Annotated in this window: 12 protein-coding genes; 4 read left to right on the top strand and 8 right to left on the bottom strand. The window is 47.4% G+C overall.

Going from position 1 to position 15,865, the window contains the following annotated elements:
* Positions 1–2: 2 nt before the first annotated feature.
* The 6 genes from MARGE09_RS07205 to MARGE09_RS07180 form a co-directional block, all read right to left on the bottom strand.
* Complete coding sequence (locus tag MARGE09_RS07205; RefSeq protein ID WP_236986665.1) at positions 3–2,501, bottom strand: TonB-dependent receptor; 2,499 nt, start codon at positions 2,499–2,501, stop codon at positions 3–5.
* 280 nt (positions 2,502–2,781) lie between these two features.
* Positions 2,782–3,774: a FecR family protein gene (locus tag MARGE09_RS07200; RefSeq protein ID WP_236986664.1), complete on the bottom strand. Its 993-nt coding sequence runs from the start codon at positions 3,772–3,774 to the stop codon at positions 2,782–2,784.
* A gap of 97 nt (positions 3,775–3,871) precedes the next feature.
* The gene (locus MARGE09_RS07195; protein ID WP_236986663.1) at positions 3,872–4,417 is read right to left on the bottom strand and encodes a sigma-70 family RNA polymerase sigma factor; all 546 of its coding nucleotides are present in this window, start codon (positions 4,415–4,417) and stop codon (positions 3,872–3,874) included.
* A gap of 83 nt (positions 4,418–4,500) precedes the next feature.
* A complete protein-coding gene (uvrC, locus tag MARGE09_RS07190) occupies positions 4,501–6,324 on the bottom strand; it encodes an excinuclease ABC subunit UvrC (protein ID WP_236986662.1) in 1,824 nt (607 codons plus the stop codon).
* Positions 6,325–6,349: 25 nt separating this feature from the next.
* Complete coding sequence (uvrY, locus tag MARGE09_RS07185) at positions 6,350–7,006, bottom strand: UvrY/SirA/GacA family response regulator transcription factor (RefSeq protein ID WP_236986661.1); 657 nt, start codon at positions 7,004–7,006, stop codon at positions 6,350–6,352.
* A 234-nt stretch (positions 7,007–7,240) separates the two neighbouring features.
* Positions 7,241–8,134 carry a DMT family transporter gene (locus tag MARGE09_RS07180; RefSeq protein WP_236986660.1) on the bottom strand — a complete coding sequence of 298 codons (894 nt, stop codon included), beginning with the start codon at positions 8,132–8,134 and terminating at the stop codon, positions 7,241–7,243.
* Between the two features lie 349 nt (positions 8,135–8,483).
* On the opposite strand from MARGE09_RS07180, the gene MARGE09_RS07175 reads away from it, so the two are divergent.
* The 3 genes from MARGE09_RS07175 to MARGE09_RS07165 all read left to right on the top strand — a co-directional run bounded on the left by MARGE09_RS07175 (position 8,484) and on the right by MARGE09_RS07165 (position 11,223).
* Positions 8,484–9,713, top strand: a complete 1,230-nt coding sequence (locus MARGE09_RS07175; RefSeq protein WP_236986659.1) for a multifunctional CCA addition/repair protein — start codon at positions 8,484–8,486, stop codon at positions 9,711–9,713.
* A 191-nt stretch (positions 9,714–9,904) separates the two neighbouring features.
* Positions 9,905–10,654 carry a pteridine reductase gene (locus MARGE09_RS07170; protein WP_236986658.1) on the top strand — a complete coding sequence of 250 codons (750 nt, stop codon included), beginning with the start codon at positions 9,905–9,907 and terminating at the stop codon, positions 10,652–10,654.
* A gap of 140 nt (positions 10,655–10,794) precedes the next feature.
* Positions 10,795–11,223 carry an Hsp20/alpha crystallin family protein gene (locus tag MARGE09_RS07165; RefSeq protein ID WP_236986657.1) on the top strand — a complete coding sequence of 143 codons (429 nt, stop codon included), beginning with the start codon at positions 10,795–10,797 and terminating at the stop codon, positions 11,221–11,223.
* 84 nt (positions 11,224–11,307) lie between these two features.
* On the opposite strand, the gene MARGE09_RS07160 is transcribed toward MARGE09_RS07165, so the two are convergent.
* Both MARGE09_RS07160 and MARGE09_RS07155 read right to left on the bottom strand, forming a co-directional pair.
* Positions 11,308–13,380, bottom strand: a complete 2,073-nt coding sequence (locus tag MARGE09_RS07160) for a TonB-dependent receptor (protein ID WP_236986656.1) — start codon at positions 13,378–13,380, stop codon at positions 11,308–11,310.
* Positions 13,381–13,387: 7 nt separating this feature from the next.
* Positions 13,388–14,797 carry a PQQ-dependent sugar dehydrogenase gene (locus MARGE09_RS07155; protein ID WP_236986655.1) on the bottom strand — a complete coding sequence of 470 codons (1,410 nt, stop codon included), beginning with the start codon at positions 14,795–14,797 and terminating at the stop codon, positions 13,388–13,390.
* Positions 14,798–14,953: 156 nt separating this feature from the next.
* On the opposite strand from MARGE09_RS07155, the gene MARGE09_RS07150 reads away from it, so the two are divergent.
* Complete coding sequence (locus tag MARGE09_RS07150) at positions 14,954–15,691, top strand: tetratricopeptide repeat protein (protein WP_236986654.1); 738 nt, start codon at positions 14,954–14,956, stop codon at positions 15,689–15,691.
* Positions 15,692–15,865 lie beyond the last annotated feature (174 nt).

Here is a 15,865-nt window from a genome sequence, read left to right as displayed (position 1 = left end):
TACTAAAACATAACGGATAAATTTAATTGCACGCTGCGCCCAGGCCCAGCATGAATATGCGACCCCATAACAGCCGCTGCATCATAGGTCTCGGCCAGCAGGTTTTGCCCGAGTAAAGCAGCCTTAAAATCGAGCCCCTGCCAATTAAAGCGGTAATCAATAGTGCCGTCCCATAAACTATAGGCATCTAATTTTTGCATATTTTGAATATCAATAGAACGCTCGCTGACATAGCGCAGCCCAGCACTAAGGCTCCACGCACCCAATTCACGCCGCGCAAATAACCCCCCAGTTTGGTCTGCCGCCATTACAGGGTAATGGTTATTAAACTCGGTAGAAACGATACGCGGGTCAATCCAAGAAATGCTCGCCAACAGTTGCGTGTCATTGGACCACTGCCACATTAAATCAGCCTCAATACCTTGCGCTGTTTGCGAATAAAAGGCTGTTGCCGCATCCCCTGTCTCGGCACTACGGTAGACATGCGCTACATTGTCTTTTTGAATATCAAAAAAGGCAACGGTCGCAGTTAAACCTCCATCGAATAATAAATATTTTAAGCCTGCTTCCCACTGCACGGCTTTTTCTGGCGCGCCAGCGTGCAACCCTAAACCAGACAAGCCATAATTAACCGCCACACTTTCACTGTAATTAATAAATAAAGAGGCGCTGTCAACAGGCTGATAAATGGCACCAAACTGCAATGCGATATCACTATAATCTTTAAGTGGCTCAGCGGTTTGCCGCTCAACTCCCTGATAGTCCCCCGAGAACAACGAATAACGTAAGCCCACCGATGTAGACCACGCATCGTGCCACTGGGTATAAACTTGACCGTAAAGCCCAATATCGTCATACACTAAACGCTGTGAATAATTCGAAAGGTCACCCAGCGCACCGCTATTCGAAAGTAACTCATCTGTAAAACCTTGCAAGCGTTGCAAAAATGCTTCTTCGGGTAAAGCGCCCACAAAGTTTAACCGCTTCGATTCAATGGTATAAGCCTGATAATTATCGGCATAGTAGACATCCGCACCCAACGTAATGCGATGCCTAACGCCGGCCACGTCCACATCTCCATTCAAGGTCGCGGCCAAAGCTGCACCGGTTTCATGTGCTTGTTCATCATGAAGGCGTAATACTGAACCCAGCGCCAGGCCGTTATTTCGCCACAAGATAGGTATTGAAAGCTGCCCAGCAATATTAATCCACACATCGTGCTCACCTAAAGTTTCACTGGGGTTTAGTACAGAAGTCTGATTAAGTACATGCGTATCTGCTCTCACCCCGTAGCGGCTTTCATCGTGCCAGCTATAACTACCCGATATTCGCCATTGGGGGCTAATATAGTGGTTCAAACTTACTTGTAGCATGTGCGCATCCGCACTAAATTCAGGCCTTAAGTATTGAACCGATTGCGCCAATGTTCGGGGGGCCAAAAAGTTTTCGTAGCCTTTTAAAATGGCATAGTCACGGTCGACAATTTGAGAAAAGTTTTGATACTCGTACTGAACATCAAACACCGTATTCTGAGCTGTACGCCACCGCAAAGACGGTGAAAAAATCTGCCTAGAAACATCCTCGGCAATACTCGTTTTCGCTTGGGTATTTGCCGAGTAAATAAAGCGAGCGTCTAAATCTTCACGCAACATGCTGGCAACATTGGCATCGAGCGATATTTTTTTAAGTTGCTCGCTGCCCAGTGTTGCCACGCCCAAAAACTGTGAATTAGCCATCGGCTTCTTTTTTATGGCATTAACAATACCGCCAGCATCGGCTTGACCAAAAAATAGCGTCGACGGACCTTTAAGTATCTCCACCTGCTGGACATGTTCAGGTACCGCCTGCATTGCCGTGGCATCACTTAGCTTGTAACCATTGACATGGAGCGCATCACGAGGGAAGCCCCGCATATAAAAATCATCATTACTTCCCGCAAAACCGTCACCAGGCGTAATGCCGCTAGTGTAAGTTAAAACATCCAATAATCGATTAGGTGCAACATCTTGCATCAATTGCTGAGGTATAAGCTGGTGAACACGCGCCGCATCAAAAATAGGTACCCCGTTGCGCAATTGCGAATTAACAATTGTTGGATAACGCTGAGAGGTAAAACGCCCTGTAACTACAACTTCTTCTAACTGAGCAAACTCTGGTTCTATTTTAGAAGGAAATTCTGACAAGATTTTAGGCGCAACCGCCTCGATAATAAAAACCTGCGCATTAGAATCAAACCGTGCCTGTAAAGGTGCTTTTGCAATCAGTAAAGCCAAAGCTTTATCGGCATTAAATGGGCCAACTAAGGGGGTTGTCCTATAGTTTTTGATTAGTGCATTGGGTGCAATAACCGCAACATTTGCTTGTAACGCAAATTCAACTAAGCCCTGCGTTAAGGGCTGTTCGGGCAAATCAAAATCATGCACATGGCTTTCAAAATACTCAGCCTCCACGCTATTAATAGCGCAAACTAAATACAGAATTAATGCAGCCCAACATCTCATAACACCAACCCAAAAAATAACACTTAAGGGGACCTCTAAAAATAGTAATTTTTGTGTGAGAGCAAGGAAGCACCGCCCGGACGACTGAACGGATTCTGGAGGTAGAGCGACGCAGGAAGCCAAAGCCGAGAGCCGCAGTTTACGCGCTGTAAATGAGGACTCGAGGACGGAGCTAATGTCCATGGATGGACTGAATACAGGTTTTGTAGGAGCGAAAACCTGTAAGCCGCTATCGCGGAAAAGTGCATTTTCAGAGATGCCCTTAAAATAATAAAAACAATTAACGAGAAGGTATTAACACGCGGGTGCTGCCTTGCTTATCAACGCTTAAACCAATTGTCTCGGCCAACGCCTGCAACGTTTGCTCAATATTGTTGAGCGGTAATACCGCTGTCACTTCAATACTTGCCAACTCTGCTTGGGAAAGGGTAATGGGTTCCGAGCTATAACGATTCAATTCGGCAACCACGTCAACTAATGGCTGAGCATTAAACACTAAACGCTGCTCTCGCCAAGCCAACGCATTAGCAGCATCAATACTGACTGGTGCCAGCCCTTGCTGAACAGCCCGCATGGATGACAACTGATTATTTTGTAATACGGACTTAGAATCAAAAGCCGGTAGCATCTTCTCATTTTTAATACTTGGATTTAAAGCGACTCGCCCTTCCACTACCGTTACCGATGCATCATCACTGGAGCGCAACCGGCGTACGCTAAAGCGCGTACCTAGCACACGAACAGCACCAGCAGGAGTGACGACATCAAAGGGGCGCTCGCCACTTTCTGGCTTTACTGAAAAAAAAGCCTCCCCATGCTGCAACGAAGCTAATCGTCGGTGTGCATTAAAAATCACCGTCATTTCTGTATCTGTATTAAGCACCAGCTCGCTGCCATCAGGTAAAGCAATTGTTTCTTGCTGCCCCACAGCGGTTACATATTGCCACTCGCCCGCTACAATAGTTGGCGCGGTAAAAGTCTGCGAAAAAATAAACACACAGATAAGCAATGTGCATGCAGCCACACCTGCGCCCCAAGACAACCAAGGCCCAGCGGCCGTTTTTCTAGGGCGCGCAACTGGCTCAGATAGCGGCGCTATACGCTCGAATACATCTGCACGCAACCAAAGTTGCTCAGCCTTTAAATAAGCCGCTTGATGCTCCTGCTTAGCTTCTAGCCACTCAAAAAAATCTTTTTGTTGTCGCTCAGTTAAATCCGGAGAATTTAGCTTGGCCAGCCACGTAATAGCCTGCTGAATTGCCTGATCACTCATAGCCGAGACTCCTGATTAGCGCGCCTTTTGATAACACCAACACTTTGCCAGCCATACACTAGCCTCACACATTTTCGAAAACTACAACACTTCGGCATTACTCTACCTCCGTTGCTAATTCATCCCTTAAAAACTTCAGCACTTTAATAATATGCTTTTCAACCGTACTTACAGCAATACCCCGCTCCAGCGCAATCTCACTGTAGCTTTTACCTTGTAAGCGGCTCATTTCAAAGGTTGTGCGGTATTTATCTGGCAGTGATTTTAATGCACGCTGCACTCGTTCAAGATCATCTTGTGCACTGAGTTCCCGGTCGAGGCTGACAGTTGTTGGCTCTTCTAGCGGCTGCTGATTGAGGTAGTCGGCTTGGTAGCTAGCTTGGCGCAGGCGATTGAGCGCCAAGTTGCTGGCGGCGCGATACAAGTAGGCTTTTGGGTTATCAAGCTGCTCAATGTTTTCGACCCGCAACAGGTTGTGAAAAGCATCTTGCACGATATCTTCTGCACCATCGGCATCGCCAAACTTGCGCGCAATAAAACGCTTCAGTTCACGCTGATATTGGTTAAACAACGAACCAATGAAAGAAATATTCTTCACAGTAAAGAACGGCCCTAAATCGCTATGCATTGAGAATAAATACATTAACCTCAACCGAGCAGGTATTTTTTGATTTTTAACAAGCCCGTTAGCTTACCAGAGCATGCCGTAGCACCCCAGAACGGGCATCACTCTTCGTGTAAATAACCGTAAATTTCTTCAGCCAGCTTACGGCTCACGCCATTCACTTTTGCCAAGTCTTCAACGCTGGCTTTGACAATTTCTTGCAGGCCACCAAAATGTTTTAGCATATCGCGTCGGCGCTTAGGCCCCACCCCTGGAATATCTTCCAGTGTAGAGCGGCTACGTTTTTTATCTCGCGCGGCTTTGTGGCCGGTAATGGCGAAGCGGTGCGCCTCGTCACGGATTTGCTGAATAAGATGCAAAGCTGGGCTATCACTGGCCAATACTTTTTCTGAATTATCTTCGGCTATTAAGGTTTCAAAGCCTGGCTTACGCGTTGTGCCTTTCGCTACGCCAAATAAAATAGTGCTGGTAATGCCTAACTCAATCATCACCTCACGCGCTTTACTAAGCTGGCCCTTACCACCATCAATTAACAGCAAATCAGGTAAACCCGCGCCCTCTTTTTGCAAGCGCGAATATCGCCGCATTAAGGCCTGCTCCATAGCGGCGTAATCATCCCCAGCCGTAACGCCTTCTATATTAAAGCGCCGGTAACGGCTTTTGACTGCGCCTTCGCGATTAAAGACAACACAGCTAGCTTTTGTTTCTTCACCGCTGCTATGGCTGATATCAAAGCATTCTATCCAAGTGGGTGTCTCCGGTAGCTTTAACGCCTCTTGTAAGGCTTCAAAACGCGCTAGAGTGTGTAACTGCTGCCCTAGCCGGTTGCGCAAGTTTTGGCTCGCGGCTTCTATTGCCATAGCCACCCAACGGGCGCGGTGAGTGCGAACACTGTGGTTAATTATCACCTTGTGGCCACACGCATCACCAATGACTTGTGCAAGCACTTCTGTATCGGCCACCTCGTGGCTCACAACCACCTCGGCGGGCACATCCATTTTTCGTCCGCCTAAATATAACTGCGGAATAAATTGCGAAATTAATTCTGCGTTGTCGTCGCCAAGTTTATTGGCTAAAAAATAACTTTTGCTACCTAACATCCGGCCATCGCGTACAAACAACACATGCAAGCAGGCCTGCTCTGCCTCGCTAGCACAAGCAATAATATCGGCATTGCCCTGCCCCGCCTCAACCGTGGTTTGAGCTTGTACCGTGCGCAGCGCCATTATTTGATCACGGCAAAGCGCTGCGTGCTCAAAATTGAGTTCGGCCGATGCTTGCTCCATTTCTTTGGCAAGCTCCTGATGCAACAACTCACTCCGCCCCTCTAAAAAAAGCTGTGTATGGCGAACGTCGACGCGGTAATCGTCCTGACTAATTACATCAACACAAGGGCCGGTACAGCGACCAATTTGATACTGCAAACAAGGGCGCGTACGGTTTTTAAATACGCTGTCTTCACATTGCCGAACACGGAAGGTTTTTTGTAAAAAGGCTAAGCTTTCGCGTACAGCTGTAGCGTTGGGGAACGGGCCGTAGTATTTACCCTTTCTTTTCTTTGCGCCACGGTGCAAAGCAATGCGGGGGTAATCATCAGCGTCAGACAAGAATATATAAGGGTACGATTTATCATCGCGCATTAAAATATTGTACGGCGGGCGCTGAGCTTTAATTAAATTTTGCTCAAGCACCAAAGCCTGTGCTTCGTTAGGCGCTACGGTAATTTCGATATTGGCAATGCGCTTAACCAAAGCCTGTGTTTTGGGGCTATGACCACTTTTATGGAAATAACTGGAAACACGGTTTTTGAGATTTTTAGCCTTCCCAACGTACAAAATCTTGCCGCCTTCGTCATACATTTGATAGACGCCAGGCTGCAAGGTTAAGTTTTTTAAGAAGCGCTTTGCATCAAACGAAGTAGGCATTATTGCAAGCAAACACTAAACGGCGTTACTCACCACCTAATGTTTCGATGTCCAATATTTTATGTTTAATGGCCAAAATGGTCAGCTCTACATCGCTGTTGATATCCAGCTTTTCGAATATGCGATAACGATAGCTGTTAATCGTTTTGGGGCTCACACTAAAAGAGTCAGCGATGGCCTGCACCTTATTACCATTAGCGATCATTATGGCTGTTTGCAGCTCTCGCTCAGAAAGCATTTCGAATGGCGATTGCGCACCGCCACCAGAAAAGTTACGCAAAGCAAGCTGCTGCGCAACACTACTGGCCATATATAGCTGTCCCTTAACGACCTTGTGCACGGCGTCGATAATTTCATCAAAGCTCGCACCTTTAGTGACATAGCCACTAGCACCGGCCTTCATTAAGCGCTCGGGAAACATATCATCGGTTAGCGAGGTCACCGCAATAATTTTAATTTTGGGGTTGTATGCCAAAATCTTGCGTGTCGCCTCCAAGCCACCAAAGCCCGGCATGCGCACATCCATTAAGATGACATCTAAGGGTAATAAACGTGCTTTACTGACGGCTTCCTCTCCGCTCTTGGCTTCTCCCACAACCTCAAAGCCTTCGACGTCAGCTAGCATACGCATAATACCCATGCGTACTAAATCATGATCGTCTGCGACGAGAATTTTTGTCACTGTACAATTGCCTATAAATTGTTCAAAACACAGAGGGGCAATTCCCCTCATATAAACGGGCGACAATGTATCACCCTGTAGCAAAAGTGCCTAGCCGAAAGCACCAGAGTATTCACGAATTCACACATCCAACATCAATATGCACCATTGACGCGCCAAATAGCCTAGGATTACACCGATAAAGAACAAAACAAACGTTTGATTTAGCATGGTGCTTTCGGCTATTTGGGCGAGCTAGACCCGCTGCAGCAGCCCCGCTCTGCGTAAAAAAAGCTGAAAAAGCCCCTGGAACAGGGCCAGCGCAAAAATCACAATGCCAGCCCCAACCAGGCTTACAACGCCCATTACCTCCCCCTCAACAAACCAGCCTAACAATAGCGCCAACGATGGCGTAATTAAGGGGATTAAAGCTACCGTTGTAACTTGGCAATGCTTCAGTACGTAAAAGAACAATGTGTGCCCCAACAACGAACCGGCAATCACCAAATAACTTAACCCAAACAACGATCGCAAGCCCACGCCATTGGGCAGCGGCCCAGCGAAAAAATACCACACCAGTACAAAAATTGGCGATGCAAAAGTCATCGAACCTACACTTTGTCTGAACGGTGGTATCGGCGGCATATTTTTTAATAACACCGAACTTAGCGCCCAAAAAACGGTTGCGCTTACAATCGCTGCCACCCCCAATAAAGCGTGCCAGCCAACGCGCAATTGTTCGATATTCAGCAGCGCCAACCCCATCAAAGCTATCACCAAAGCCAACAGCTTTAGCGGAGTTAATAGGCGCTGCTTAAAAAGAAGCTGTGAACCTATACCGACAAAAAATGGAAACAAACCGAAAATAACACTCATCATGCCAGAGGGCACCGTTTTAGCGGCCCAATAAACCAGCAGCATGGTAGGGAACAAACCCAGCGAACCAACCGCAAAATTTAGCCAATCGCGGCGCGCTTGCACTAACGGCACCCCCAAGGCTTTTAATAAAATTAAGCCCGCTAACGTGGCAATAATAATACGAGCACTAATCGAAGTAATGAAATCAAAGTCTGTATTACTCCAGTGTATGGCTAATGGCGTTGTCGTCCATATTAATATGACGCAACAATATGCGAGTGCGATGTTCATGAGATCTCCAATCCAACGGGATTTTCCTTGGCTTAAATGCTATTGCCAAAAACCTCAGTAAAAATGCTGCAGCCCAAAAACAAAAAAGGCCGCAGTTTTTTGCTGCGGCCTTTGGGAGTTTTTAAAATATTTTTATCTCTCAAATTTGCAGCGTCCACACGCGAATGCATGCCCAGCGAAGTGCTGGCACGGCGAGTACGCGTTTGACTGCAAAAAAGATATTAAGAGACATATTCAAGTGGTTCTTTAAGAATGTGAAAAAAGCCTATAAAGTGTGGTTTAAATCGAACGCTACGTCAACAGGCTTAGCAATAAAAATTGCAATTCATAAAATCACGACAACACACTTATGCATATTTATTTAGTCGGCGGTGCCGTCCGCGACAAACTCTTAAACTACCCCAGTATAGAGCGCGACTGGGTAGTCGTTGGCGCCACAGCACAAGACATGCTAGACCAAGGCTTTAGCCAGGTGGGCAAAGACTTCCCCGTTTTTTTACACCCCAAAACCAAAGAAGAATACGCACTAGCGCGCACAGAGCGCAAAACCGCACCGGGCTATAGCGGCTTTAGTTTTAATATTGCTAACGATGTTACGTTAGAACAAGATTTAGCTCGTCGCGACCTCACCATCAATGCAATTGCTCAAGACGAGAACGGCAACCTTATAGATCCTTACGGCGGCCAGCAGGACATCAACACCAAAACCTTGCGCCATGTCTCGGATGCCTTTAGCGAAGACCCTGTGCGCATACTGCGCATTGCCCGCTTTGCTGCAAGGTACCACCATTTGGGTTTTCGCATAGCCAAGGAAACACTCGCCCTAATGAGCACCATGGTACAAGCTGGCGAAGCCAATGCACTGGTTGCCGAACGCGTATGGAAAGAAACCGCACGCGCATTGGGCGAGCGCAACCCGCAGGTTTTTATAGAAGCACTACGCCAATGCGGCGCGCTGGAAAGAATCATGCCCGAACTCAATGCATTATTTGGCGTGCCACAGCCCGCAGAGCACCACCCAGAAATAGACACCGGCAAGCACGCATTAATGTGCTTGCAGCAAGCCACCAAGGTTAGCGATAACACTTGTGTGCGTTTCGCAACCTTAGTCCACGACCTAGGAAAAGCTTGCACACCAGAAGAGCTTTTACCGCGCCATCACGGCCACGAGAAAAAAGGTTTATCGCTGGTTAAATCCCTTTGCCGGCGTCTTAGCGTACCAAACGACTGTAAAAAGCTGGCGCTTGCGGTATGTGAATTTCACACCCACTGCCACCGGGCAACGGAGCTAAACCCAAGCACGGTTAATAAATTGTTTAACAATTTAGGCGCCTATAAACGCACCGATTTTTTCGAACAGTTTTTACAATGCTGCCAAGCAGACGCCCAAGGCCGAACAGGCTTTGAAGAACGCCCTTACCCACAAGCGCAATATTTAAAAGAAGCGCTTGCTAGCTGCCAAGGCGTAAACGCAGCAACTTTTATGAAACAAGGCTTACAAGGGCCAGCTATTGGCGAAGCCATGACAGCAGCACGCATTCAATGCATTAAAGTGTTTAAAGAGCAATACCAAAGGTAACTATTCAGGTGAGTGCGAAATGATGGCCACCCCAAAGGCGAAGTGATTGTTTTCTGGGCATTCAAGCGTCTGGAACGCTTGCATAGCGACCAAGGATGGCTTGAGCGGCCCAGAAAATGATCAGTTGGGCGACCTATTTGAGCATGACTGAATAGTTACTACCAAAGAAACTTACCGATATAAGGCCACTCATGGATTCAGCAATAAATCCCTCCGCCCCAACCGCCATAATTACCGGCAGCGCCCAGCGCATTGGCAAAGCGCTTGCACTTGCGCTGCACACGCAAGGCTATAACGTGGTATTGCATTATTTTCGTACCAGCGCCGAGCCCTTGGCAAACAAGCTGAACGCTATTCGCGCCGGTTCCGCAGTTACGGTGCAAGCCGACCTCAACGATGCAGCGGCCGCTAACACTATTACGCAAAGTGCATTACAGCATTTTTCACGGCTGGATATTTTAGTTAATAACGCCTCCAGCTTTTACCCCACGCCTATAGGCAGCGCCACCGTTAAACAGTCGCAAGATTTATTCAACACCAATGCGCTAGCGCCTTTTTTTCTAAGCCAAAGCTGCGCTGCGCCCTTAAAAGAGCAAGGCGGCTGCATTTTAAATATTGCCGACATTTACGCCGAAACCCCTAAGCGCCAACACACCCTTTACTGCATGGCCAAAGCCGCCAATGCCATGCTTACCAAAAGCCTAGCCATAGAACTAGCACCTGATGTACGGGTCAACGGCATTGCCCCTGGCGCCGCCCTTTGGCCCTCCGAAACGCCCCCCAGCAACGAGCGCGACGCACTGCAGAAAATCCCACTAGGGCGTATAGGGGGAACACAAGCTATTGTCGAAACCGCACTCTTTTTACTGCAAAAAGGGCATTATATTACCGGTCAAATCATTGCCGTAGATGGCGGTAAAGCGCTCGCAGGCATTGCGTAATTAAAAGCCTTAACTCAAAGCTAAACCGTTTATCTAAAAAATTAAATTTTTGATGCAAAACAATTGAATTCCTCACAATAGAGCCATACTACAGGTATGTAGTAGCGCATTACATTTGTTAACCCGATAGGAGAATAACGATGAACATTTTCCCTAGACAGCAATTGCATGAACTTCACAACCTTCTCGATCACACGTGGCTCCCGCTGCGCGAACCCGGCGGCCGTTACGGGACTATCTCCCCTAAAGTCGACCTACGTGAAAAAGACAACACCTACGAAATTAGCTTAGAGCTTCCAGGCCTAAAGAAAGAAGATATTCATATAAGCCTAGAGCGAGGCGTACTAACCGTAGAGGCACAGAGCAGTGAAGAAAAAACCGAAGAAGAACACGGGCGTGTTATTCGGCAAGAGCGCCATTACGGCAAATATGTACGCAGCTTCGAATTAAACCCACACATTCACCAAGCAGATATTGTGGCTCAATTTGAGCATGGCGTACTTTTAATTGATGTCCCTAAAGCGCCGAAAAGCAATGAAACAGCCGCAACGCGTATTGAAATAAGCTAACCAACGCTACGCCGTGCTATGTCACGGCGTAGCGCTGTACTACAGGTTTAGAGACGCCCTACATACATTTATGCGCTAAAAACGCTAGCCCCGCCATATTAACGACAACATAGCGTGCCGCGACTGACCAGGAAAATAACGCTGCTCACCAAACGCGATATCGGCTCGGTCGGCATAGCGCTGATCAAACATATTCAATAGTGATGCCTTTGCGGTTAATCCACGGCTTAAGCTCCAACTAGCGCGTAAATTAGAGACGCTATGTCCTTCGTAGCTCGACGAATTTTCTGGGTCCAGAAAATAATCATCCATTAAAGACACATCTAACGAGCCATGTAATTCAGGCGTGACCTGCCAGCCCAATACCGCCGAATGCATCGCCTTAGGTGCGGTATCAATAACGTTACCTTGAATATTCGAGCCACTGCCAAGCAAAGCTGGGTTATTACTGTATTCATGCGAAGCAAAACTACCAGCCAGCTGCAGCGTTAAGCGATCTAACCAGCGGCCAGTTAATTCGTACTCTACCCCTTGGTGCTCGGTTTTGGCACCACTGACATTGGCGCGCTCGGCATTCTGGAAAATACCGTCAGACATCTCCATGTAAAAAAGAGTGGTTTGATAATCTAACCATGCGAACGAGCCGCGCCAACCCAGCTCCACGCTGTTTAATTTAACCGACGACAAATCGGCCACGCTTTGCCCTTGCTGCAAACGGTAAAGCTCGGTGGCCTGCGGCGCCCTAAATCCACTCGCCATATGGGTAAAAAACATATGCGCAGGCGTGATTAAATACCGAGCACCTGCCGCAATCGAAACGTTATTAAAACTATCGTCGCGATCGGCTGGGCGATAAAAACGGCAATTTTCTACGGTTGCTTCACAACCACTGCCCGCAGCAGCATGGGTTTGATAATCATAGCGCTGATAGTCCCCGCGAAGGTTGGCATTCAGTAACCAGCGCTCTGAAGCTTGCCATTCAACCCCACTGTAAAGCGCGCCCATTTGCGCCGTAACAGAATAATCATAATGCACACCTTCGGGGAAACGCGACGCTGCGAAAGGCGCTTCATCGTATTGAATTTCCGACAGCGCCGCCTTCGTAAATTCAACATCAATGCCGCCGCGCAGCACCACTGTAGGGGCAATGGCATGCTCTGCTTGCAACTGTGTACCTAGCGAGCGTTGGTTATTTTTTTCCACCGGCTGCCAAGGTACAAAGTGCATCAGAAACTCCATATCCGTGTAGCGAAAATAAGGCTTTACCGACCAATCAATTGCATTGCGTCGCCACTGCCAGTGATCGTAAGCGCGGACCGCCAGCGATTTGCGGTATGCCTCAGGGTTTGGGTTTTCCAAACGTAGCGTGTCATCTTTGTAAGCGTTTTCGCCAACGATATAACCTGCCGTTTGCTGGTCCAAGTGGGTAAACTGCAGGCTAGAATTTCTTTGAATACGTTTCCCATCAGCCTGATAATTAAGGCTAATTTTTTGCTGCTGGTAACCTGCACTTTCACGCTCGTCGGTATTATCCGTGATTGTCGCCATCGCTAGCCAGCCTTGCTCTGGCGAATGCGCAAAAGGGCTAGCAACATTTAGCCGATAAAAATCTTGGCTAGAAGCATCTAAAGCAACAGAGGTATCAGTCACCGCCAATGCGCGAGGCAAATGAATATCAATCGCGCCAAACAAAGCATTGCTACCATAAAGGGCAGACTTAGGCCCGCGCTGCACCTCCACACTTTGCGCCGCCTCGTAATGGCTATCAAATAATTGATTAACATTACAAAACCCAGCCGCCCTTAAGGGCACACCATCTTGGCTCATTTGAAAAGCCCCGCAAGCGCCAGCGCCGGTAAACACTGGCGAGCGAATGGCCGTTAAGTGCTCTTGACCACTACCACGACTCACCCAAGTGCCTGAAGCCTGCTGAAATAGCTGGTGCATATGGTCAGCATTTATACGCTTTAATGCTTCGCTATCGATCACCGTCGCCGATTGGGTAACATCGCGTAACGCTGTTTCATCGCGCTGCGCTGTTACCACGACGGTCTCCAAATATTCACTCGCCGAAACCGGCTGCAAGCCTCCCCATTCAGCCAAGGTTATTGCCAATAATGCAGGAATAGGCGCAAGTGCCTTTTTTACTGAAGTCATAAATTTCTTACATTGAAGTTACGGGAACCAGGCGATAAACACCGCTACCTTTTTGGTTGTCGGGGTTCATTGCCAAATATATAAAGCCCTCTGGGCCAACCACTAAATCGCGTATACGCCCTTGGTTTTTGAGTAATAACTCGGTACTAATTACCTCGCCGCCTTTCACTTCGAGCAACTGAACCTCCTGCCTTGCCAAGCTTCCCACTAAAAGATGGTTAGCCCAGCGCGCAAAGGCACTGCCGGTATACTCATCAATAGCCGTCACGGCAATAGAAGGTACCCAATAGTGCTTCGGCTGCGCCATACCTGGGGCACTTGTTTTATTGGTTACCGCTGTACCGTCGTAATTCATACCGTAGCTAATTAATGGCCAGCCATAATTTACGCCCTTTTCAATAATATTCACTTCATCGCCACCGCGCGGACCGTGCTCTGCCTCCCAAAGTAAGCCATCGTGGCTCATTACCATGCCTTGCGGATTGCGCGAACCATAAGACCAAATACTTTTAACAGCATTAGGCGTGTTCACAAAAGGGTTGTCGGTAGGCATTCGTCCGTCGTCATGTAAACGGTGAATTTTTCCGTTGGGGCGGCTTAAATCCTGCGCTTGCTGCCTATCACCTCTATCGCCCACACTGAAAAAGATATAGCCGCCATCTAAGACAATACGCGAACCGAAGTGGTAGCCCTTATCGGTATGAAACTCTTGCGCCGCTTGGTAAATTATTTGTGAATCGACAAACTGATGCTTTTTTATTTTACCGCGAACAATGGCCGTCATCGCCCCTTTAGCACTAGGCTGGCTATAACTTAAATACACCCAGGGGTTTTCACTGCTCGGCTCTTTTATCGCAATATCCAACAAGCCACCTTGTGTTTTTGCCCAAACTTTTGGTATGCCTGTAATTTCGGTTTTTTGCTTCCCTTTAACTTGCCATAATTTGCCATCGCGTTCAGACAACAAAAAAGATCCATCCGATAAAAACTCTAAGCCCCATAAAACACCAAAGCCATCAATAACTTTTTCTAACTTAAATTTATGGTGGCGCGTTGAGAATATCCCCCCTTGCGGCTGCACACTTTTAAGTTGGGCATCAACTTTAGCGCTAGCACCTTCCTCACGAATATAAATAATCAGTGCGCGAATATCATCCTGCGTTAATGTTTTCTCCCATGCTGGCATGCCCTTATCTGCAATACCTTTTTCAATAACCCGTGCAATATCGGCATCACTGGCGCCATATTTCCATTCATTATCAACCAAGGAGCTACCCAAGCCGCCTTGTAATTCACCGCCGTGGCAGCTTGCGCAGTATTTTTTATAATTATTTTCAGCTTTTTCGGCTTGCGCAGAACACGCAATACTCAAGCAAGCCATCAGTAAAGGCGCGCTTAAGGTTTTTAAATTAGCCATTGTAAATATCTCCAGCAATGGGAATAGGTTATTTCTTAATGTTTAAAAAGCATGACAAATGTCATCTTAAGTTGTGACATTCGACAGTAGTGCTCCACAGCCAAGCGCAGGACAATACCCCCACGACCTAACATTAATCACTCAAAGGAACACGTTATGACTCACAATGCGCTATTTCATCTACCACGCACAATAAAAGCGCCACTAACAGCTCTAGCCTTGGCGCTCTCACTTAGCACACAGGCATTTGCACTTGAGCACTCTAATAAAGTAGAGCAAGCCATCACAAACGCCACTTATCAGTACAATGCATCACAACTAAACGCGCTAGCCGACAGCAGTACTGGCTATAATAAAGCTTATGCATATTACCGTTTGGCCCAAATCGACATACCAAACCCCGACAAAAGCGCCGTACTCGCAAACCTAGACCTAGCATTAGCCGAATTAAAACCACTGAATGACCCAGAAGCTGACGTATTAAAAGCCGCCATTTGGGGGCTAATGATGGGCGCCGACCCCAAAAGCGCCAGCACTCTTTACCCGCAGCTGCAGCAAACCTTAGCAGAAGCAAAAGAAGACATAAACGCCAGACCACGCGCGCTATTAATTGAAGGCATCAACGCATTTTACACACCGCCCGCCTATGGCGGTGGCACAGAGAAAGCCAGAACCTTACTAGAAGAAGCGCTTAACCACTATCAAGCCTCCTCAATGGACGCGCAAGTTGTATGGGGCGAGGTTGAAACTTATATTTGGCTAGGCCAAGTACTTGAGCAAGAGCAGCAAACAGACAAAGCGCGCAGCGCGTATAAACAAGCCCTAGCATTGGACCCTAACTGTACTTGGGCTAGCCAGAAACTCAATGCACTCAATAATAACAGCGCCCCGTAGTATTATTTTTTTGTTTAATCCCTGCGGTATAAGCCAAAAACCTTATACTGCAGGGCAAAGCCAACCTTTGTTTAATACTCTCTCCAAGCTCTCAAAGCTCCTAAGTATCAATACTTGAACTTACATTACAGCGCGCTATCTTAAGGCTCGATTGACGGTTGTTATTACTCACCG

This window comes from Marinagarivorans cellulosilyticus, assembly GCF_021655555.1.
GTDB lineage: Bacteria > Pseudomonadota > Gammaproteobacteria > Pseudomonadales > Cellvibrionaceae > Marinagarivorans > Marinagarivorans cellulosilyticus.
Note: the sequence above shows the minus strand (reverse complement) of the source record. Positions and strands in the feature narration are given on the sequence as shown.